The 21,657-nt window shown below is 44.3% G+C and carries 15 protein-coding genes and 5 tRNA genes; 13 read left to right on the top strand and 7 right to left on the bottom strand.

What is annotated here, in order from left to right; translation table 11 throughout:
• Window positions 1-23: 23 nt before the first annotated feature.
• Window positions 24-1,292: a GGDEF domain-containing protein gene (locus IHE35_RS04535; RefSeq protein ID WP_242789955.1), complete on the bottom strand. Its 1,269-nt coding sequence runs from the start codon at window positions 1,290-1,292 to the stop codon at window positions 24-26.
• A gap of 151 nt (window positions 1,293-1,443) precedes the next feature.
• On the opposite strand from IHE35_RS04535, the gene pyrC reads away from it, so the two are divergent.
• From pyrC to IHE35_RS04475, 12 genes are all read left to right on the top strand, one after another.
• Window positions 1,444-2,478: a dihydroorotase gene (gene pyrC / locus IHE35_RS04530; protein WP_242789487.1), complete on the top strand. Its 1,035-nt coding sequence runs from the start codon at window positions 1,444-1,446 to the stop codon at window positions 2,476-2,478.
• A complete protein-coding gene (gene rnt, locus IHE35_RS04525; protein ID WP_099337003.1) occupies window positions 2,463-3,122 on the top strand; it encodes a ribonuclease T in 660 nt (219 codons plus the stop codon). Before pyrC ends, rnt begins: the two co-directional genes overlap by 16 nt.
• 20 nt (window positions 3,123-3,142) lie before the next feature.
• A tRNA-Glu gene (locus tag IHE35_RS04520) sits at window positions 3,143-3,218 on the top strand.
• Window positions 3,219-3,379: 161 nt separating this feature from the next.
• Complete coding sequence (locus IHE35_RS04515; protein WP_242789486.1) at window positions 3,380-3,538, top strand: hypothetical protein; 159 nt, start codon at window positions 3,380-3,382, stop codon at window positions 3,536-3,538.
• Window positions 3,539-3,863: 325 nt separating this feature from the next.
• Window positions 3,864-3,939, top strand: a tRNA-Glu gene (locus IHE35_RS04510).
• Between the two features lie 113 nt (window positions 3,940-4,052).
• A complete protein-coding gene (locus IHE35_RS04505; RefSeq protein ID WP_242789485.1) occupies window positions 4,053-5,465 on the top strand; it encodes an amino acid permease in 1,413 nt (470 codons plus the stop codon).
• An 85-nt stretch (window positions 5,466-5,550) separates the two neighbouring features.
• A complete protein-coding gene (locus IHE35_RS04500) occupies window positions 5,551-6,444 on the top strand; it encodes an alpha/beta hydrolase (protein WP_242789484.1) in 894 nt (297 codons plus the stop codon).
• 244 nt (window positions 6,445-6,688) lie between these two features.
• A complete protein-coding gene (locus IHE35_RS04495; protein WP_242789483.1) occupies window positions 6,689-7,600 on the top strand; it encodes an alpha/beta hydrolase in 912 nt (303 codons plus the stop codon).
• Window positions 7,601-7,731: 131 nt separating this feature from the next.
• Window positions 7,732-7,807, top strand: a tRNA-Glu gene (locus IHE35_RS04490).
• A 24-nt stretch (window positions 7,808-7,831) separates the two neighbouring features.
• A tRNA-Glu gene (locus tag IHE35_RS04485) sits at window positions 7,832-7,907 on the top strand.
• 46 nt (window positions 7,908-7,953) lie between these two features.
• Window positions 7,954-8,029: transfer RNA gene (locus IHE35_RS04480), tRNA-Glu, on the top strand.
• A gap of 243 nt (window positions 8,030-8,272) precedes the next feature.
• Window positions 8,273-9,685, top strand: a complete 1,413-nt coding sequence (locus IHE35_RS04475; protein ID WP_242789482.1) for an iron-containing redox enzyme family protein — start codon at window positions 8,273-8,275, stop codon at window positions 9,683-9,685.
• Window positions 9,686-9,738: 53 nt separating this feature from the next.
• Here the strand turns inward: IHE35_RS04475 and IHE35_RS04470 are convergent, their stop codons facing one another.
• The 6 genes from IHE35_RS04470 to IHE35_RS04445 all read right to left on the bottom strand — a co-directional run bounded on the left by IHE35_RS04470 (window position 9,739) and on the right by IHE35_RS04445 (window position 19,926).
• On the bottom strand, window positions 9,739-10,983 hold the full coding sequence (locus IHE35_RS04470; RefSeq protein ID WP_242789481.1) for an NADH:flavin oxidoreductase/NADH oxidase family protein: 1,245 nt from the start codon (window positions 10,981-10,983) through the stop codon (window positions 9,739-9,741).
• Window positions 10,984-11,085: 102 nt separating this feature from the next.
• Window positions 11,086-12,672, bottom strand: coding sequence for a dipeptide ABC transporter ATP-binding protein (locus IHE35_RS04465; RefSeq protein ID WP_242789954.1), 1,587 nt, complete (start codon window positions 12,670-12,672; stop codon window positions 11,086-11,088).
• Window positions 12,647-13,660, bottom strand: a complete 1,014-nt coding sequence (locus tag IHE35_RS04460) for an ABC transporter permease (RefSeq protein WP_242789480.1) — start codon at window positions 13,658-13,660, stop codon at window positions 12,647-12,649. Before IHE35_RS04460 ends, IHE35_RS04465 begins: the two co-directional genes overlap by 26 nt.
• Window positions 13,660-14,727, bottom strand: coding sequence for a microcin C ABC transporter permease YejB (gene yejB, locus IHE35_RS04455; RefSeq protein ID WP_242789479.1), 1,068 nt, complete (start codon window positions 14,725-14,727; stop codon window positions 13,660-13,662). The genes IHE35_RS04460 and yejB overlap by 1 nt, the downstream gene beginning before the upstream one ends.
• 18 nt (window positions 14,728-14,745) lie before the next feature.
• Complete coding sequence (locus IHE35_RS04450) at window positions 14,746-16,587, bottom strand: extracellular solute-binding protein (protein ID WP_242789478.1); 1,842 nt, start codon at window positions 16,585-16,587, stop codon at window positions 14,746-14,748.
• A 27-nt stretch (window positions 16,588-16,614) separates the two neighbouring features.
• On the bottom strand, window positions 16,615-19,926 hold the full coding sequence (locus tag IHE35_RS04445; protein WP_242789477.1) for a LysM peptidoglycan-binding domain-containing protein: 3,312 nt from the start codon (window positions 19,924-19,926) through the stop codon (window positions 16,615-16,617).
• Window positions 19,927-20,132: 206 nt separating this feature from the next.
• Between IHE35_RS04445 and dnaQ the strand changes: the two genes are divergently transcribed.
• Window positions 20,133-21,536, top strand: coding sequence for a DNA polymerase III subunit epsilon (gene dnaQ, locus IHE35_RS04440; protein WP_242789476.1), 1,404 nt, complete (start codon window positions 20,133-20,135; stop codon window positions 21,534-21,536).
• The last annotated feature ends 121 nt before the right edge of the window (window positions 21,537-21,657 follow it).

The raw sequence follows: 21,657 nt of genomic DNA, 5'->3' as shown, positions 1-21,657 counted from the left end.
ATTATCTGTTATTCAGAAAATATTTAACTGGTATGCATCGGGTTTGAACTTGCTGAAGCAATGCTCTGATAATAAATCTGATTGCGCCCCAGTTGCTTGGCACGGTACAGCGCCTGATCTGCAATGCCCAATAATGCATCTTTATCAATATCTTCTTCACCACGATAGACAGTAATGCCTAAACTGATGGTGATATGTTTTGCAACCGAAGATTTTTCATGTGGAATTTCCAAACGTTCAATGGCTTTGAAAATATTGGATGCCACTGCATAAGCCCCGTGTGCATCGGTTTCTGGAAGCAGCACCACAAACTCTTCCCCACCATAACGTGCCACAAAATCCATATGTCGAATGGCATTTTTGACAGTCTTGGCAATATTCGAAATGACGTCATCGCCCTTCTGATGCCCATAAAAATCGTTATAGTTTTTAAAGAAATCCACATCGATAAACAGAATAGCCAAGGAGCTTTCTTTACGCTGAGCGGTAGAAAAATAAATTTCCAGCATTTCATCAAAAGTACGACGATTCGAGATTTTGGTCAGTTCATCATGCTGGCTCAGGTGCAACAGTTCAGTATTATGAATCCGATGAATCTGTTCGCTGATCCGCGCCCGCATGGAATAGAGGAAAATCATCCGTTCACGTGCAAAAATCATATGACTAATCACAAAACCCAGCAGGCAACTGCCCAACAAAATTCTGCCAAATACCAAGGGATTAAAGTTCGCTCCAATCAGTATCAGGCAAATAATCGTGGTTCCTGCTGCCAATACACCAGTCACCATCATCTGAATCGGCTTCACACCGGTAAGAATATAACCCAGCACATAAATAATGGTGACAATTGCCATAGACTGATGTTGTAAGGCAGCTGTCTGGATAGACATGGTCAGGCATGAAATTGAAACCAGTGCCCAGAAAATCAGGATCAATGAAGCTGGCTGAAAAAAGGGTTTTAATCTCTCTAAACTGGAAAACAAATAGAAGACAAATAAACTGATTCCACCATTAATAATGCCCAATAAGCATAGTGCAAAATCATGAACAAAATATTGTTTATCGATGATCCAGTAATCGGTCGGAATAAGAATAAGCATACCGACAAAATAGATTAATAGTCCCGCCCAGACATACCGATCGGCGTGCTTACGGGCACGTTCCAGATTTTTAGTCCAGAATTCATCTTCAAGAGGTTGTGGAAAAACTCGGCTTAATTTCTGCCCAGCAATAAGTTCTTCGACTTTTTCCTTTTGATCCTGCAGTTTCGCTAAATTGTATTTATATTCCATGGCAAGCATGTATGTAATTTTTTTAATGTTTTTAAAATAACATACTTTTTTAAATTAATTCATAGTTAATGCATCTTTTGTCAGTATTTCACATTACCATTTTCAGCATAGATGCATTATCATTCATATTATTTCTCTGATTGAATTCGCCTTGAATACGATTACGATTCTCCAGCCAGATGACTGGCACGCTCACCTACGTGATGGTCTAGCACTTAAGCGTACTGTTCCTGATTTAGCTCAACAATTTTCCCGCGCAATCTGTATGCCAAACCTGGTTCCGCCAGTAAAAACCGTGGAAGAGGCAAACAGCTATCGTGAACGCATCATGGCGCATGTGCCTGAAGGCTTAAACTTTGATCCACGCATGGTGTTGTACTTCACCAACAATACTTCACCTGCAGAAGTCAAAAAAATCAAAGAATCTGAGCATGTGAATGCTATCAAGCTTTACCCGGCTGGTGCGACCACAAACTCGGATAGCGGTGTAAGCGATATTTCTAAAGTCTATGCCGTGATTGAGCAACTTGAAGAACATCAGGTGCCTTTATTGCTACATGGCGAAGTCACGCATAACCACGTCGACATTTTTGATCGTGAAAAACGTTTCCTGGATGAAGTGCTTTCCCCATTATTAAAGCAGTTCCCGAAGCTGAAACTGGTGCTAGAACATATCACCACCAGTGAAGCGGCAAACTTTGTGCTGGAACAAGACCGTAATGTGGCTGCAACAATTACGCCTCAACATTTATTGTTCAACCGTAATGACATGCTGGTGGGCGGTGTAAAACCTCATTTCTACTGCTTGCCGATTTTGAAACGTCAAACACATCAGCAAACCCTGCTTGAAGTCGCGACCAGCGGTAATCCCAAGTTCTTCCTTGGAACTGACAGTGCGCCGCACTCAAAAAACGCCAAAGAAAATGCATGTGGTTGCGCAGGATGTTATAGTGCGCCCACTGCAATTGAACTTTATGCTCAGGCATTTGATCAGGTCGGCAAAATTGACCGTCTGGAAGGTTTTGCAAGCCACTTTGGTGCTGATTTCTACGGCCTTCCTCGCAATACCAATACCATTACCTTGGTAAAACAAGATCAAGTGATTCCTGAGAGTCTGGACTATTTGGATGGTGAACAAATTATTCCGTTATATGCGGGTAAAACCATTCAATGGAGAAAAGTGTGACAAATGAAACTCTCCCAGTCATTGGTCAACGTTTCCGTGGATTCCTGCCTGTTGTTGTCGATGTAGAGACAGCAGGCTTTAATGCACAAACTGACGCCTTGCTGGAAATCGCTGCCATTCCTATTATTTTTAATGAGAAAGGTGAATTTGTGCCTGGTCAAGCTTACCATGCACATATTAATCCGTTTGAAGGGGCAAACCTCGACCGCCGTTCGCTGGACTTTATTGGGATCGATCCCTCTAATCCGATGCGTATTGCGATGGCCGAAGATGAGAAAACTGCGTTAAAACGCATTTTTAAATCTGTCAATGAAGTACGTCGCCAGCAAAACTGTACTCATGCAGTTCTGGTGGGTCACAATGCCCATTTCGATTTAGGCTTTGTACAGGCAGCGATTGCACGTACAGGGACCAAAAACCAGAATCCGTTTCATAGCTTTTCTGTGTTTGACACAGTGACTTTAAGCGCGGTGATGTTTGGTCAAACCGTACTGGCAAAATCCTGTATTCAGGCCGGAATTGAGTTCGATGGCAAAGAAGCCCACTCTGCGTTATATGACACACAGAAGACAGCTGAACTGTTTTGCTATATTTTAAACAAACTCACCCCACACCTCCTTGACACTTTAGTGGCGGATCAATAAGATACCGCCATCTTCTAAACGTCCCTATCGTCTAGAGGCCTAGGACATCGCCCTTTCACGGCGGTAACCGGGGTTCGAATCCCCGTAGGGACGCCATCTATTCTGCTTCTCTCTTTCAGTTTTATTCTTATTCATCAAGAATATCCAGTTTTTAATTATTCATTTCAATTTTAGTTTTGCGAATACGCTACTTTAGTGCCCTTTCCAATCTGCTTAGGCTATAATCAAAACAAGTTCAAGATTTATCATTTTTCATTATGTTCAAGAAACTCCTGATTGTTTTACTTATTCTGGCTCCTTCAATGCTGTATATTTATATTGTCAACCGTGATGATAATAAAGCTGCTGAAACTAAGACAGTCACTACACCTGCAGAAAAAATACCAACTGAGCAATATCAGACGCCAGATCACTAATTACAGTGATCTGCACCTGTATTTACCTTCTAAATAAAAAATGAATATTCATTTGAATATCCTTATTAATTGCAAATATTCATATAAATCAAACTTAAAATAGCGCCTTTATTTCTCTCATGAAATTTAAACTTTTCTTCAAAAGTGAACCTCACTTAAGTCAGGTTTACTTTTTTATTTATATTTCAGTCATTTGCTGCAATAACAATCACCTGATAAAATAAAGTTCTTGTTTTGTTTAATGTTTAATCTGTTAATACATTTTTAGCAAAAAGCCTTTTGACAAAACCTGGCTTAGTCCTTAATATAGCCATCACCTCGCAACGTCCCTATCGTCTAGAGGCCTAGGACATCGCCCTTTCACGGCGGTAACCGGGGTTCGAATCCCCGTAGGGACGCCATCTTGATCATCTCCGATCAGCACTAATTGAAATTTACTATTATTCCATTGCAGATTTGTAGTTTTTCACTACAATAGCTCGCTTCATTCCTTTTGAAGTTTTTTTTATTTCCTATGCACTCATCTCCGAATGATGCTTCGCATCAGGGCAATTCTGCGCCTTTAAAACGCGCTATGAGTACTCGACATCTGGTCATGATTTCGCTTGGTGGCGCAATCGGGACTGGCCTATTTTTAGGGTCGGGTGAAGTCATTGCACAGACGGGGCCTGTAGGTGCCATTCTTGCTTATCTCCTTGGCGGTATCATCGCTTACATGGTTATGCTATGTCTGGGCGAACTTGCCGTACATATGCCTGAATCTGGTTCATTTGGTGCTTATGCCAAACGTTATATCGGTCCGGGCACAGGCTATACCATTACCTGGTTATACTGGCTGACCTGGTCAGTGACACTGGGAACCGAATTTACCGCTGCAGCTTTATTGATGCAGGAATGGTTCCCGGACAGTTCCATGTGGATGTGGACACTGGTCTTTGGTGCCCTTGTATTTACACTGAATATGATTTCGACCCGCTGGTTTGCAGAATCCGAATTCTGGCTGGCGTTGATTAAAGTGATCACCGTTATTGCTTTTATCCTGCTGGGCTTGTTAGCCATCTTTGGTGTACTGGGTTATGCAGGTCAGGAAACGGCGCCACTGTTTACCAATCTGACAGCTCAGGGCTGGTTCCCTGAAGGCCTGCTCCCGATCTTCACCACCATGCTAATTGTCAACTTTGCCTTCTCAGGTACAGAACTGATTGGTGTAGCGGCTGGTGAAACCAAAGATCCTGCCAAAAATGTACCGAAAGCCATCAATACCGCAATTTTTCGCCTATTGATTTTCTTTGTAGGTACGATTGTCGTGGTGACCTGTCTATTACCCCATCAAGAAGCAGGTCTTGCTGCTGAAGGCGTAAGTAGTAGTCCATTCGTGACCGTATTCCAGCACATTGGTATTCCATACGCTGAAGATGTCATTCGCTTTGTAATTATTACTGCGCTGTTGTCTGCTGCAAACTCAGGTCTATTTGCTGCTTCTCGTATGATGTGGTCATTGTCTTATAGCAAACAATTACCAACAATGTTCTCAAGAGTGAATGCACGCGGTATTCCTTACATTGCAGTGATCGTGACCATGATCGGTGGTATGCCAGGTCTGTTATCTGAACAGTTTGCGCCAGAAACCATTTTCACTAACCTGTTGGGTATTGCTGCCTTTACCATGGTGGTGGTCTGGATGAGTATCTGTCTCAGTATGTTCAACTTCCGCCGTGAGTGGTACAAACAGGGCAAAACTGCAAAGGATCTTGAATTCGCTGCACCATTGTTCCCGATCGTACCGATTCTAGGCTTCCTGTTCTGTCTGCTCACCTGTATCAGTATGGTATTTGATCCAACAATGCGTATCAGCTTCTTTGGCTGTCTGGTGTTTATTGGACTTTGCTATGCCAGCTACTACAAGTTCTATCACAATAAAGCTTAAATCTTAACGCTAACAAAAGAGCAGCTCCGGCTGCTCTTTTTTTATCTATACTGAATATGTTTCAGGCAGCCACAGCGATGTGTCGATGAAAATTATTTATATCCACGGGATGAACAAGCAGAAGTTTAGTTCTGCTTCTTTAAGGCAACGTTGGCTAAGTTTGCTTAAACATGGTCTGGAACAGTCACATCGACAGGCCTGTTTTGCCTATCTCAAACGCCATGTTCGCATCCCGTTTTATGGGGATTTACTGTTACGGCATCATTTACATAATGTATTGAACGCCAGTACCTTAATGCCACAAGACTGGCCACATTTTCCCTTGCGCCATCCACTTAAATCCCAACCGCCACCGCCACATTTCCATCAGTATTCACCTGAAACTTGTAAGATTCCTGAATTAAATGTTGAGGATGCTCTGACCTTCAACCAGAAGCTGAAATTCATTACTACCTTAAGCCGAAATACGGCCTTACGGGATTTTATGGTCTTGCTGAATTATTTCCCCCATCTGCATGATACGCTCGTCAAAAAATTCCTGATCGAAACATATTCCTATCTGGCCAATGCCAGATTCATGCAGCAAGTTCACCAGCGTATTGGCCAGCAGCTGCATGACAATAAACCCTGTATGCTGATCGCCCACTCCTTAGGCAGTGTGATTGCCTATCATTATCTGCTTTTACATCCGGAATTAAATGTGCAGCGTTTTATGACGCTGGGATCACCCATGGCCTTCCGTATGATCCAGGAACACCTACCACAACCCATTCGCCGACCGGAGGCAATTAAGGGTGACTGGATCAATTTCTATTGTAGCGACGACTTTCTGACTGCCTTCCCATTATCAGAACCACCCTTTCAGTTTCAGCCGGCAATTATTAATCAGAAAATTCGTACCTCCATCTATCATCCGCATGATATTGATGGTTATCTTCAGCATCCGGACGTTATCAAAACACTGCTGGAATTAATCTAGGACTGACTTAAAAATCTGGATTCAACTTTTACCGTTCTATTCGTATCTTTTTTCTATCCAGTAAAATCCTTAATCCGCACCCGTCAATTTACTGCTTTTTCTGCCTTTTTTATAAATATACAACTGTCTGTTAATGATTGTTTTATCGAAGAAATTTACACATTAACACCACAAAAAGTGCAGCTTGGCTTGCGGTAATTTTCTCTATACTGTGAATATATAGATCGACCTCCGTGAGGTATCGATGAAAGTTATTTTTATTCATGGAATGAATCAGCAACATCATAGCGCTGCATCGATCCGCCAGCGCTGGCTGCATATACTTCAAAAAGGCATTCGCAAACATCGTCATGATGCCAGATTCAGTTATTTACGACGTCACATCCATATTCCATTTTATGGGGACTTGCTTTCACGCTATAACGTTCGCAACATCCTCAATGCTGGCACCCTGATGCCACAGCAATGGCCCAGTTTTCGTTTTCGTAAGCCTGTTCAGCCTCAGCTTCCTGCACCAGTTCCACGTCCTGGCTGGCGCAAACCCGTGATTTCCGATCTTCCCCAGTTCAATCTGAAGGACTCAATGAATTTCAAACAGAAATTCAAATTTATTACCACACTGAGCAAAAATTTTGCACTTCGGGACTTTGTATTATTACTCAATTATTTTCCCAGTCTGCATCGTAGCCTGCTGCAGAAATTTCTCATTGAAACCTATTTGTATCTCGACAATCCTGGTTTCATGAAGGAAGTTCATGAGCGGATTGCACGGCAATTGAATGGTCGCCAACCTTGTATTGTAATTGCTCATTCTCTAGGCAGTGTGATTGCCTATAATCATCTCATCCAGCATCCGGAACTGAATGTACAGCGTTTTATTACTTTAGGATCGCCATTAGCCTTCCAGGTGATCCAGTCACATTTACCACAACCGATTGTACGACCTGCTGCAATTACAGGCGACTGGATAAATTTCTATTCAACTGATGATTTTCTCACCGCCCTTCCTCTTAAACAACCGCCATTTCAGTTTCAACCTGCAATTATTAATCACGGCATTCGTACGCATATTCACCGTCCACATGATATTACCGGCTATTTACTCCATCCGCAGGTGGTGGAAGCCATTCTGGAATTGCTTAAAAATCCGGCTTAAACCATGTATTTTTCAAGTATTTTCTTAAGATTGTTTTAATTTTATGCACTCGATTCAAAAAACCCGAAAAAGTGCAGAAATGCGTTTGACACCCCCCTTTTTTCACCCTATTATACGCCCACCTCTGAAACGTCCCTATCGTCTAGAGGCCTAGGACATCGCCCTTTCACGGCGGTAACCGGGGTTCGAATCCCCGTAGGGACGCCAATTTTCAGAAGTACATTTTATTAAGTCCCTATCGTCTAGAGGCCTAGGACATCGCCCTTTCACGGCGGTAACCGGGGTTCGAATCCCCGTAGGGACGCCATTACTTCAAGCTAAAAGTAAGGGTTTTAAAATTTATCTTCTGTACTGTCCCTATCGTCTAGAGGCCTAGGACATCGCCCTTTCACGGCGGTAACCGGGGTTCGAATCCCCGTAGGGACGCCATATTCGAGATGATTATCTTAAAATGATCTTCTCATAAAAAAGCTCAGGCATTATGACCTGGGCTTTTTTATTGCCTTCAATTTAATTTATTTTTACCATGTATTCAAAATTATAAACCTCTAAAAATTTACGCACTTTTGCAAAGCCCTTGTATTTTCCGCCATAAAATCGAACAAAAACCAAACATCTGACCTTTTACATAAGGCTAAGGTAAGTTAGGAGCCAATATGCAAGGATAAGATTATGTTCACGAGTACGGAGTTTTGTTTAACTGCACCCCCATTTGAAAATCTTGCTCAACAACCAAATAAAAGCTTCAAAGATTGGGTGAATTTTTTTCTGGATGAGCAAATCTCTAAAAAAACAAAAACAGATTCGGCAGAACAATACCTCAGTCGGTTAATCCAGCACATCGATCTGAGTTCTATGCGCTGGCTCGACCAACCCGAACGTGCCGCTACGCATTTTTTAGAAGAACATCATAAGATTTGTGGCATATTTCAGGACTATCTCAACCGCCGCAAACAAGGCGGGCAACGTGAATACTTTGCTACGGTATCGCATGCGTTTGAATTTCTTTACCGTGTTGCGCCTACGAAAATGGTCGATGGCTCATGGTTATACTCCACCCTGGAACATGCAGATCAGCCTGCGCTGAAAGACCTGATTCATATTTATCTGGAAGAACTGGGGCTAGGTCATCCACAAGCCAACCATGTCACCATGTATCAGGACCTGCTGAATAACTATGAACTCACTGCCTATAGCGAACAGCTCGATGATCGCCACTATGAACAGGCTGCCGTCCAGTTGGCCTTGGCTTATGCACCAGCGGAATATTTACCTTTGGTGATTGGCTTTAATCTGGGCTATGAACAATTACCGCTACATTTATTGATTACCAATTATGAACTGGCTGAACTCGGCATCAATCCGCATTACTTTAATGTACATATCACGATTGATAATGCACATAATGGACATGCGCAAAAATCCCTGCAAGCTTTCTTGGACCTGTACCGTTCCGCAGAACATCCAGAGCATTATTTGAAAATGGTCAAACAGGGTTACCTGCTCAATGATATAGGCAAAAGTTCTACCCAGATCGTGCGTGAACTGAATCTCGATGCCCAGGTGTTGAAACTGTTCCAGCAGAAGGCTTTAATTGGTCAGTACATTCATAACCAGAAATGCCAGTTTGGCGGCAAGACCCTCAATGAATGGTTATCACAGCCTGAACAGATTCAGGATTTTCTACAGATAATGATGGATAAAGGCTGGATTCAACGCGGACAACCTGTAGAGCAAAGCCGTTTCTGGAAACTGATTGATGATCCAGATGGCAAAATGTTTGGCGTATTTAATGCCACAGAGAAACAGATGATTCGTGACTGGATTCAGGGTCCGGAACTGGCTCGAAGGCTTTCTTCACATCAGCTACGGACGCAAACACCGATAATGAGCCGGCAAGAGCAACATAAACTGGAAGAACTGCGCTTGCATCTAAAGCGTTGTGAAAATACTGAAGAAAAACTCGAGATTCTTACCCCTTATGTCGCACCACATTGTCATTATCAGCAGCCTGGACTTTGGGCGACACAACAGGTCTCTAAAATCCTGTTTCCTTTCCAGACCCAAGCGGTACAATTCAGCTAATTCTACGGCATTTAAAAAGACACCTTAGGGTGCCTTTTTATATTTAGATCAGGTTAGGCAGATTTACGTGAATTGATCTGCCCTTTAATCACAGCAGTGACATTGTCTTTGAGATAATGCAGGAAAACTTTTAATGGCGACAGTTTCTGATTTGGCTGCTTGCCTTGAGCAATCTGTTTAAACTGCGCGGCATACCAGATGATTTCCATGATTGCCATTTTATCAATCATTGGAATACCGGTTTTAATCTTCTCTACGGCATAGCGTACATCCTGCCCTGCCACGAGCTTCTGCCCCAGATCCGTTTCTACCGCAAACGGACGGGCAATACCAATAAAGTCACAGGCACCACTTTCAAGTGCGGCATTCATACCAGCAGCAGTTCTAAAACCACCAGTCACCATAATATGGCAGTTTACTTCCTGACGGATTTTTTCGGCAAAATCCAGGAAATAGGCTTCACGAGCAATCGTGGAAGCTTTACGTTTATCCGCTTTGGCGCCTGCCATTGCTGGCGCCTCATAAGTACCGCCGGACACCTCAATCAGGTCAATCCCTGCCGCATCGATGGCTTTAAAGACATAGATTACATCTTCTTCGGTAATACCACCACGCTGGAAATCAGCCGAATTTAATTTGACAGAAATGATAAAATTTTCAGAAGTTGCAGCACGCACTGCCTTATAGATTTCCAAGAGGAAACGAGTGCGGTTTTCAATACTGCCACCCCACTGATCCTGACGTTTATTGGTCAGGGGAGATAAGAACTGACTGATCAGATAGCCATGCGCACCATGGAGCTGTACGCCCTCAAAGCCTGCTTTTTCACAAATTGCAGCTGAAGTTGCAAAACGCTGGATAATATCCAGAATTTCATCTTCGCGCAGTTCACGTGGCGTACCAAAACTGACCGCCAGTGCCGGACTAAATGGCACTGCCGATGGTGCTACAGTTTCCCGATTCAAACCTTTCGGACACTGACGCCCCGGATGTGACAACTGTACCAGTTGCACCATACCGTAACGTTTGCCAACGTCTGCCCAAGCCTTGAGTTTTTCCAGGTCACGTTCTGTTTCAGCGACTACAACACCCGGTTCATTCTTGGCACGGAAATCCACCATGACATTACCAGTAATCGCACAGCCTAGCCCGCCTTTAGCCCAGGCTTCATAGAGTTTTAAATGTGATTCATTGGGCTGACCAGCATCATTGGCGAGCGCCTCACTCATAGCACCCTTGATGATGCGGTTTTTAAAAGTGGTATTACGAATCTGAATCGAATCTGCCAGTTGTGTCATGCTTTTTCCTAAAAATTATACTTTTATTCTGTCGGTGTTATAACCTGTCAGCAAGAAATTGACAATGACCCATGTCAATTTCATCTGAAGAAATTTGTAGTTTTAATACTGGCTGGCTGCAATCAGCTGACGGGTATACTCAGTTTGTGGATGCAGGAATAATTGTTCGGTTTCCTGAACCTCCATGACTTGAGCATGATGTAGTACCAAAACCTGCTGACAGAGTGCACGTACTACCTGTAAGTCATGACTAATAAACAGGTAACTAATCCCTTCTTCCTGTTGAATACGGCGTAACAGTTTCACAATTGCACGTTGTGTAGTGCGGTCCAGCGCAGAGGTCGGCTCATCTAGAATTAAAAGTTTTGGGCGTAAAATCAATGCCCGTGCCAATGACACACGTTGACGCTGGCCACCAGAAAGCTCATGCGGATAGCGGTCTTTAAAAGCTGCTGGCAGCTCTACTCGTGTTAAAGCCTCCTCGACACGACTCCGGATTTGCTCATTGGTCATCGCCCTTAAACCAAGCCCTTCGCCAATGATCTGTTCAATGGTCATACGCGGATTCAGGCTGCTGAATGGATCCTGAAAGACAATCTGGAAATTACTACGTAATGGCCTTAAGGCTTTTTCAGACAATTGATTCAAATCCTGATTTTCCAGAAGGATTTGACCATGGCTTTCAATCAATCGTGCTATGGCTAAAGCAAGCGAGCTTTTACCTGAACCACTTTCTCCCACCACACCAATCGATTGTCCTTGCAGCATAGTTAAATCGAGCGGCTCGACAGCAACTACATAATCCTTAACCCGATTCAGTAGACCCTGTTTGATAGGAAATTTGACTTCTACCTGCTTGAGTTCGAGCAAGGTTTCGGTTTGTTCTAAAGGCAGCGCTTGACCAAAATCATGATTGAGCAAGTCTTGGGTATAAGTTGATTGTGGTGAATTAAAGATTTTCTCGACCTCACCTTGCTCTTCAACACTGCCCTTGTTCATGACAATCACCTGATCAGCATAACGCCTCACCAGATTCAGGTCATGGCTGATCAGAATCATCGCCATCTGCCGACTCTCCTGTAAGGATTTGAGCAAATGTAAAATCTGGGCTTGCAAGGTGACATCGAGTGCTGTAGTGGGCTCATCAGCGATCAGAATATCTGGATCTAACGCCAATGCCATGGCGATCATCACGCGCTGGCGCTGACCACCAGAAAGCTCATGTGGATAACGCTTAAGTTTATCTTCCGGGTCAGGAATACCAACATCCTTCAGCAACTCCAGAACCCTTTCTCTTGTCTTGGCTTTGGACCATCCCTGTAGCAACAAGGTTTCGCCAATGATCTTTTCTACCCGATGCAAGGGATTCAGTGCCGTCATCGGCTCCTGAAAGATCATGGCAATTTTCTTGCCACGAATCTGACGTAATTGAGCTTGAGTCAGGGCTAGTAGATTTTGTCCGTCAAGTAAGGCCTGTCCTTGTACTTGAAGATTTCTTGGCAATAAGCCCAGGATTGCCAGACTACTGATGGATTTACCTGAACCGCTTTCACCGACGATCGCTAAGGTCTGCCCGGCAGACAGTTCAAAACTCAGCTGTTGGACCAGGACCTGTTCTGAACTGCGGATCTGCAGATTTTCGACCTGTAGCAACGGTGTTGCGTTATTGACGTCTTGGATCGAATGCATCACGCGTCGCCTCCCCAATGTAGATCAGTAAAGATAGAACAATGGCCAGCGTAAAGAAGCCGGATAAAGCCAGCCACGGCGCATTCAGATTATTCTTGCCTTGTAGCAGCAATTCACCCAGTGAAGCTGCATCAGGTGGCAGGCCATAACCGAGAAAATCCAATGCGGTTAAAGCGGTAATATTAGCAGTCAGCATAAATGGCAGCTGTGACAGACTTGAACTCATGGCATTCGGTAAAATATGCCGGAAGATAATCGCGCGATCAGAAACACCGAGACTACGCGCGGCACGGACATAATCAAAATTACGTGCCCTTAAGAATTCAGCCCGCACCAGACCGACCAGTGTGGTCCAGCCAAACAGCAGCATGATCAGGAACAGCCAATACACATTTGGGGTAAACATGCTGACCAGAATCATCACCATAAATAGCATTGGCAAGCCACCCCAGACTTCCAGAACACGTTGTCCTGCCAGATCAATCCAGCCACCATAGTAGCCCTGAATCGCACCAACAATAATACCGATCAGAGCCGATGCAATGGTCAATGCAAAGCCGAATAATAAAGATATTCGCAGGCCGTAAAGGATTCGCGCCAACACATCACGACCTTGGTCATCAGTCCCTAGCCAGTTTTGTGAGGTAGGTTCAGATGGTACTGGCACTGCCAGTTCCAGGTTTGGTGTCTGGTAGGAATATTCAATCAGCGGCCACAATGCCCAACCCTTGGCATTGATTAACTGCTGGACGACGGGATCTTTATAATCTGCTTCAGTTTCAAATACCCCACCAAAGGTGGTTTCCGGATAAGTCTTAAATGCCGGCATATACAGTGAACTGTCATATCTCACCAGCAACGGTTTATCATTAGCAATCAGTTCTGAACCAAGGGACAAAATAAAAATAATGATAAAGACAATAAAGCAGCTGAAGCCCAGTTTATTTTCCTTAAAACGCTGCAAACGCGCCTGCATGATCGGTGACATTATTTGGCACCTCGCGATTCAAAGTTAATCCGCGGGTCAATCACCTGATACATCACATCACTGATCAAACGCAGAATCAGCCCAAGCAAAGTAAAGATAAACAAGGTCCCAAAAATCACCGGATAATCACGTTGCACAATGGCTTCAAAGCCAAGCAGCCCCAGACCATCCAGATTAAAAATGATTTCAATAAACAGGTTGCCGACAAAGAAAATCCCGACCAGCGCTTCCGGCAGACCCGCGATGACAATCAGCATGGCATTTCGGAAAACATGCCCATACAGTACACGCGATTCGTTTAAGCCTTTAGCACGTGCTGCAAGTACATACTGTTTGCTCAGCTCTTCCATAAAAGAATATTTGGTCAGATAAGTCAGCCCGGCAAAACCACCAATCACCATCGCCAGCAATGGCAAGGTCATATGCCAGAAGTAATCCTTAATTTTCCCTAACAAAGATAATTCAGCAAAGTTTTCCGATACCAACCCTTGCAGTGGGAACCATTGAAAATAGGAACCGCCGGCAAAAAATACGATGAGTAAAATGGCAAAGACAAAAGCCGGAATGGCATAACCCACAGCGAGCAGCATGGAAGTGGATTTATCAAACAGACTGCCATGCTGACGCGCTTTTCGAATCCCCAGTGGAATCGAGACCAGATAAATCAGCAAGGTGCTCCATAACCCCAATGACAGAGAAACTGGTAATTTTTCCAACAATAACGTGGTTACTGGTTTATCTTTAAAGAAACTGATTCCAAAATCTAGCTGCACATAACTTTTCAACATTTCCCAAAAACGGATATGAGCGGGCTGATCAAAACCGTATTGGGCCTTGATCTTTTCCACCATCTCATCACTCAGACCTTTGGCACCCTGATAGCTACTTTTGCTCTGTGCCGTTTCTGCACCTGTGGTTCCGCCCATGCCCTGAAAAGTTTCTGCCTGTTGAATGGCCTGCTCTACCGGTCCACCCGGAGCAATCTGAATGACAATGAAATTAATCAGCAAGATCAAAAATAAAGTCGGGATAATCAGCAAGAGCCGCTTAAGTATGTAAGTTCCCATTGTCAGTAATATTCCTTATTATTTTTGACGACGTAGATATTGGCTCACTTGTGCAGCTTTTTGTGGATTACTCCACCAGAAGTCAAATCCAACCGCAAGCTTCGGCTTGATCTTTGGCTGTTCATACATATTCCAGTAAGCATACCAGTTGCCGCCTTTCCCATAGGTCGGGATCTGATAATAGCCAGCACGCAACAGACGATCCAGAACTTTGGTTCGAATTACCAACTGCTTACGATCCGGCGCCTGAATCACCTTGCTAATGGCATCATCAATCACAGCATTTTTGATACCCGCATAATTGTAGTTACCCGGCTGATCTGCCGAGGCACTACTCCAGAACTGTGCCTGCTCATTGCCCGGATTCAGCGATTGTGGCAAGACATTGGTCGTCATATCAAAATCTTTACTGCGCATACGCTCAATATACTGAGGTACATCGACATGACGGATATTCACCGTGATCCCAAGTCGTTTCAGGTTACGTATAAAAGGCATTAAGGTCCGTTGCAAACCATCCTGATGAATCAGAAACTCAAGTCGAATCGGCTTACCTTTTGGATCTACCAGTTGCGCATTGTGATAACGATAACCCGCCTTGAGTAATAATTCCCGCGCGATCAGTAAATTCTTGCGATTAAAACCTGAAGCATCCGAAACTGAATATTTCCAGTCTTTTAGTACACCAGCACGCTGAATCGGATCCAGCTTAGCCAGATAAGGCTTTAAAATCGCCAGTTCTTCAGCTGAAGGGATGCCCTTCGCTTCCAGCTCACTATTGGCAAAATAACTTTGTAACCGGTGGTATTGACCATAGAACAGCGCCTTGTTCTGCCATTCAAAATCATAGGCATACGTTAAAGCCTGACGGAAGCGGATATCCTGCATTGGTGCACGACGGGTATTGAACACAAAGCTTTGCGTCGGGATCGGGTTTTCATGGTTGAAGTTGTATTTCACCACCATCTTGTCCTTGATAGCAGAAAAATTATATTCAGTTACCCATTTACGCGCGGTGTATTCCTGATGCACGGTGTATTGACCAGACTTAAAGCCCTCAAAACTAACATCCATATTGCGGTAATAAACAAACTTCAGGCGGTCAAAATTATATTTGCCCCGGTTAACAGGTAGATCTTTGGCCCAGTAATTCGGATTACGTTTATAGCTAATGCTGCGCCCTGCATCAATGCTTTCAATCAGATAAGGACCTGAACCCAAAACTGGCTGCATGGTGATGCGGCTAAAGTCTTTACCTTGCCAGTTTTTCTTAGATTGGATAGGCATCTGTGCCAGGATCAGCGGCATTTCCGAATTATTATTCGACTTAAAACTCATCTTGACCTGGTACCTGGAGAGTACCTCGGTTTTATCCAGATCTGACAGATACATCTGCAAGCCCAGATTACCCTTGGTGGTGTATGTATCAAAACTGAATTTTACATCTTCCGCAGTGACCGGCGTACCATCACTAAAACGTGCTTTGGGATTCAGATGATAAATCACATAGGCAGTTTTTTTCGGATCATAGGTAACTTTTTCCGCCAGTAAGGGATACATCACGCCCGGCTCATCCAGTGAACTGACCATGAGATTATCAAAAAGATATTCCACCCCATCTGCCGCCGTACCTTTACCGTTCATGGCATTCAGATTATCAAAGGTACCATTGGCAGACTGGCTGAGATAACCGCCTTTAGGCGCTGCAGGATTAGCATAGGGTAAATGTGCCAGCCCGGCATATTTGGGCTGGCTATGAATGGCAATATAAGGGGTAGTCTGCAGTGCAGCCCAAGCCCCCTGAGTAATGACCGAAATTCCACAGATATAAATCAGGCGCTTTGCAGCAGCAAACGGCATTCAGATACTCCCTGTATCATTTCGGCTTTAGAGATTTGGAACCTTGATCACATCCCCGATACGCAGTTGAGTATTCGGTTTCAGGTCATTCATTTCTGCCAGTGTACTACTGTCCATACCATAACGTGAGGCCAAACCGATCAGTGTATCGCCACGCATGATTTTATATTCCGTAATCCGTTTAGGCACTTGCAGACTTTGACCCACACGCAAGCCTGCATTAGCACGCAGATTATTTAAGCTGGCAAGTTCTGTCGTAGTAATTCCCAAACGACTGGCAATCGCGTTAAGTGATTCACCTGACTTTACGGTATAGCTTTCTGTCGCTTTAGATAAAACAGTCGTGCTTACTGCTTTGATCCCATCGACCTTTTTACTTTCTGGCAGATCACCATCAATCTTCAGACGCTGTCCAACACGTAATGGACTCGATACAGACAAATCATTCAGTTCAGCCAGATATTTCAGCTGTAACTTGTACTTGCGCGCAATTGAACTGAGGGTTTCACCTGATTTCACTACATGGCTGTCTGGCTTCACACCTTTCACCGCCTGTTCAGTCACAGTTTCACGAACTGCTTCCGCGTCTCCGGTCAATTTCAGACGTTGTCCTACTCTCAGACCCGCATTACGGGACAAACCATTCAGGTTCGCCAGATGATCCATGCTCAGGTTATATTTGGCTGCGATCCCTGTCAGGGTATCACCCGACTGCACAGTATAATTCTCTGGCACAGTGCTGCCCGCAGGAATCTTGATCGTTTGACCAATACGCAAACCACCATTGGCCGCAAAGCCATTTAACGCTGCCAGTTCAGCCACACTGAGTTTGGTCTGATTGGCAATGCTATACAGCGTCTCACCGCGTTTTACCTGATAGTTTTCAGTGGCAGTCTGATCGACTTTAATATTTTCAAACTTCTGCTCAACTTTCTTGCTTGAGCTTGCAGATTCAACTTCGTTTACAGGCACATTGATTTTTTGGCCTGCCATCAGACTGCTGCCTGACGTTAAGCCTGGCGTCAACGCAGCCAGTTCCGCATTTGAAAGTGCATAACGGTCTGCAATTAGCTTTAGATATTCACCGCGCTGAACAATATAAGTCTTCGTCTGAACTTTGGTGCTTTCCGCTTTTTTCGCTTCTTCAACTTTTGCTTTAGAAGCAGCGGTTTCTTTTAATGATAATTTTTGACCAACAAATAAACCGCTGGTCGTGCTCAAACCATTATAGTCTGCTAGCTGTTTTACTGTTAAACCAAACTGGTTGGCTACACCGGTAAGAGAATCATTGGCTTGAACCACATAGCTTTCTGGTTTTGCAGCAGGTTTTGCTGCTTCCTGTACAGGCTTGGCGTCATAAAGATAGATGGTGGTACCGACATATAAAGTAGCATTTGGATCAATCTGGTTCCATTTCGCCACATCACGCCAGTTCACCCCATTTTTAGCCGCAATCAAAGCCAGGTTGTCACCCGGTAAAACCGTATAGGTACTACGCTTACCTTTTGGTGCAACAACCACAACTTCCGAATCTGTTTTAACGTAGTTCTTACCTTGGTTCAATTTAGCTTCGACTGAATCTGCCTTGGTATTTTCCGCTACGCCTTTTGGATAAGAGAAACCTTTGGTCAGTTCTTTACCCTGCTGTTCTGCTACAGAAAGGCTGGTCTGAATCGCTGTCAGCTTAATCTTGCCATCATAAGGATCAACAATTTCGGTACCCGCAGGTGCCAGTGCTTTCAGCTCTTCTACCACTTCTGCCTGTTCTGCGGCTGTCGCCACCGGCTTCAGGATTTCATCGACAGACTTTGGAATTTCCTCTGCCATAACTGCCGCTTGAATCTGTTCTCGTTCGGCTGCAGAAATTGCCGGTTCAACCTGAATCGGTTGTACGGGTGTGACCGGTGTCACTGCAACTGGAATACGCGGTGCGCTTGGAATCGGTAATTCACTCTTCGCAGCGAAATCAGCCAAAGCTGAAGAACCTTTTGGTGTGCTGACCCGGGTCTTGCTTTGGGCAGTCAGATTTGGTGTGGTTGTACTTGCAGCTGTTGATGTTGCAGCAGCCACACTAGTTGTAGTCGTTATCGGCGTCGCTTTGCTTACAGTAGCAGCTACAGGGGTTGCAGGTTTAACGGTAGTCGTCGTCGATGCAGTGATTGCAGGTGGTGTCGTTTTTATTGGTGTAATTGTTTTACTATTTAGCTCAGGTGGTGTGGTTTTTACTGGCGTAATCGTCTGATTATTCTTCGGCAAATTACTGTTAGTGCTTGCCCATAAGCCTGAAGATGATTGAAGCTTTTTCAGCTTTTCATCAATGGATGGACTCAGGTCAGCTGGAATCAGAATACGGCGCGGACTATCCGGATCAATCCGGTCGCCACGATGACCCGGGTTTAATTGATACAGTTCAGCCCGACTTAAACCTGTAATTGCAGCAATTTCATTTAGACTGGTTGCCCCAACACTGACTTCACGAAAGTGCGGACGGTTAGCAATTGGAGGCAGGTTCACACCATATTTGGCCGGATTTTTTACAATCTGCGCCACTGCCATGAAACGAGGAACATAGTTCATGGTTTCTTGCGGCAACTTCAGTGACCAGTAATCGGTTGGCAGACCGGCTGCCTTATTACGGTTAATCGCCTGCTGGATACGACCTGGACCGGCATTGTAAGCTGCTAAAGCCAGTTCCCATGAACCGAACTGATTATATAGTGCGCCTAAAAACTCATAGGCAGCACGGGTCGATTCAACCACATCACGGCGACCGTCATACATCGAGGTCTGTTTTAAACCATAAATACGACCGGTACTTGGAATAAACTGCCACAAACCCGCCGCAGCCGCACTACTGGTTGCTGCCGGATCGTATGAACTTTCAATGACTGGAAGCAATGCCAGTTCAGTCGGCATACCACGGCGTTCAGCTTCTTTCACGGTATAATATAAATAACGTGAAGCACGTGCACTTAAACGCTCCAGATAAGGTTGACGTGATGCAAACCAGCCACACTGGGCATCAATACGTGGATTCCAGATATCCAGGTTCATCTTGAAACCGACAGTCATACGTTTCCACACGTCACCGTGTTTCAGCACCAATAATCGATCGCCTTCTACCGCACGCATATCAGTTGCAGATAAAAGATCTTCCAGGCTATCCAGACTGTCGGCGCCTAAATAATTAGAACTTGTTTGTTTATGTTTGGACCCTGCCGCACTTTGTGTCGTCGAACAACCCGTTAAACCTAAGGAGGCAAGCGCAGTGCCGAGAACTGAGACTTTTAAGAATGAAGGTAACGATGGCTGCCACATGAATGCGGTTTGCTTATACATAAAGAAATCCAAACAACTTGTATAAAATTTATTTTTTAGATATGCCATTTTAATTAAGCATGTCGACGACACAAGCTAATAATTTACCGCGATTTGACGTTAAATGTTACAAGAAATTAAAAAATCGCGGAGATATGGATTATTCAAACGTATTTGCGTTATACAATATCCTGCTCAGCTTGTTCTTTTTTGATCGGATTTGGTTTATGTCTCAAACAATCACACTGTATGTGGATGGCGCATGCCGCGGCAATGGTAAGGAAATCGCTGTAGGTGGTTGGGGTGCTTACATTCAGCATGGTTCGGATGAGCATAAAATTTATGGCGGCGAGCTTCAGACCACCAATAACCGTATGGAACTGATGGCTGCCATTGAAGGGATTTCTGTCTGCCCGAAAGATGCCAAGCTGGTGATCTGGACCGATTCCAACTATGTCAAAAAAGGTATCACTGAATGGATTGAAGGCTGGAAACGCAAAAACTGGAAAGATGTCAAAAACCCGGACTTATGGAAACAGCTGGATGCGGTATGCCAGGGTCGTGACATTGACTGGCACTGGATCAAAGGACACGCCGGTCATGAGGGCAATGAAATGGCCGATCAGCTGGCAAATCTGGGGGCAGATCTCGCCTTAAAAAATGGCGAAAAATCCCGTCATGTTCCAGCAATTCATTTTGCAGCAAGCACCGAGACAAAAACACAAGATATAAAAAAGCCTGAAAAGGACTGGTTACTGGATGACCCGTTTGGCCTGGAACTGGCTGAAGCTGAAGAAATGGATGAACTCATGGAAGATGAAACTGAACTGACAATGGAAACTGATTTAAGCAATGAGTCCGTCGTTACTGAACAAGCTCCGGCGGAGAACCAACTGCACCCGCAGATTGTGATTACTCCAGCCACATTAGATATATACGGTCCTCGTCAACTAATTCTTGATACTGAAACCACCGGTTTCTATTATCAGGATGGTGACCGGATTATTGAGGTTGGTGCCATTGAAATGGTGAATCGTAAACTCACCGGCAGCTCGATTCATATCTATATCAATCCGAAGAAGCCGGTCGGCGATTCAGTCAATGTCCACGGTATTACCGATGAGTTCCTGCAAGACAAACCTTTATTTGAGGATATTTCTCAAGTTCTGTTCGATTACCTGAAAGGCGCAGAAATCATTGCGCATAACGCGACCTTCGATATGAACTTCCTGGATATGGAGTTCAAGCGTGCTGGTTTCCAGACCCTGTCAGAAGTATGTGAAGTCACCGATACACTGGCAATGGCCAAGTCACGTCATCCGGGCCAGAAAAACTCTCTGGATGCCCTAGTGCGTCGTTATGAAATCCCACAGCGTGACCGTACCTTCCATGGCGCCTTGCTCGATGCGGAAATCCTGTCAGATGTTTACCTGGCGATGACTGGTGGTCAGGTGTCTTTTGATATGGATGCCCTGTCTCAGAGTGAAGAACAGAATGCCGGTTCAGGTAGCGTAAAAATTGAAATTGACTTGCCGGTGATTTTACCGTCTGACGAAGAATTGAGCGCTCATGAGAACTGGGTCAAACAATATGAAGAAAAACATGGAGCACCTTGCCTTTTCGCAAAATAAAATCCATTATTCAGTTAACAATTTATGTTAAAAAAAATAACAGTTCAGTTATAGTAAATACAAAGATGTCCTGCCAATTGCAGCAGGACTCAACTATTAGATAAAACTTCAGGAAAGGTGC

Source organism: Acinetobacter sp. ASP199, from assembly GCF_022700675.1.
GTDB lineage: Bacteria > Pseudomonadota > Gammaproteobacteria > Pseudomonadales > Moraxellaceae > Acinetobacter.
Note: the sequence above shows the minus strand (reverse complement) of the source record. Positions and strands in the feature narration are given on the sequence as shown.

Excerpts from the sequence above, each read along its gene's own strand:
- dnaQ (WP_242789476.1), top strand. The coding sequence starts at position 20,133 with ATGTCTCAAACAATCACACTGTATGTGGATGGCGCATGCCGCGGCAAT.
- IHE35_RS04465 (WP_242789954.1), bottom strand. The coding sequence starts at position 12,672 with ATGCATTCGATCCAAGACGTCAATAACGCAACACCGTTGCTACAGGTC.
- IHE35_RS04535 (WP_242789955.1), bottom strand. The coding sequence starts at position 1,292 with ATGGAATATAAATACAATTTAGCGAAACTGCAGGATCAAAAGGAAAAA.
- IHE35_RS04505 (WP_242789485.1), top strand. The coding sequence starts at position 4,053 with ATGCACTCATCTCCGAATGATGCTTCGCATCAGGGCAATTCTGCGCCT.
- IHE35_RS04515 (WP_242789486.1), top strand. The coding sequence starts at position 3,380 with ATGTTCAAGAAACTCCTGATTGTTTTACTTATTCTGGCTCCTTCAATG.
- IHE35_RS04475 (WP_242789482.1), top strand. The coding sequence starts at position 8,273 with ATGTTCACGAGTACGGAGTTTTGTTTAACTGCACCCCCATTTGAAAAT.
- IHE35_RS04450 (WP_242789478.1), bottom strand. The coding sequence starts at position 16,587 with ATGCCGTTTGCTGCTGCAAAGCGCCTGATTTATATCTGTGGAATTTCG.
- rnt (WP_099337003.1), top strand. The coding sequence starts at position 2,463 with ATGGAGAAAAGTGTGACAAATGAAACTCTCCCAGTCATTGGTCAACGT.
- IHE35_RS04470 (WP_242789481.1), bottom strand. The coding sequence starts at position 10,983 with ATGACACAACTGGCAGATTCGATTCAGATTCGTAATACCACTTTTAAA.
- IHE35_RS04495 (WP_242789483.1), top strand. The coding sequence starts at position 6,689 with ATGAAAGTTATTTTTATTCATGGAATGAATCAGCAACATCATAGCGCT.
- IHE35_RS04500 (WP_242789484.1), top strand. The coding sequence starts at position 5,551 with ATGAAAATTATTTATATCCACGGGATGAACAAGCAGAAGTTTAGTTCT.
- IHE35_RS04445 (WP_242789477.1), bottom strand. The coding sequence starts at position 19,926 with ATGTATAAGCAAACCGCATTCATGTGGCAGCCATCGTTACCTTCATTC.
- IHE35_RS04460 (WP_242789480.1), bottom strand. The coding sequence starts at position 13,660 with ATGTCACCGATCATGCAGGCGCGTTTGCAGCGTTTTAAGGAAAATAAA.
- yejB (WP_242789479.1), bottom strand. The coding sequence starts at position 14,727 with ATGGGAACTTACATACTTAAGCGGCTCTTGCTGATTATCCCGACTTTA.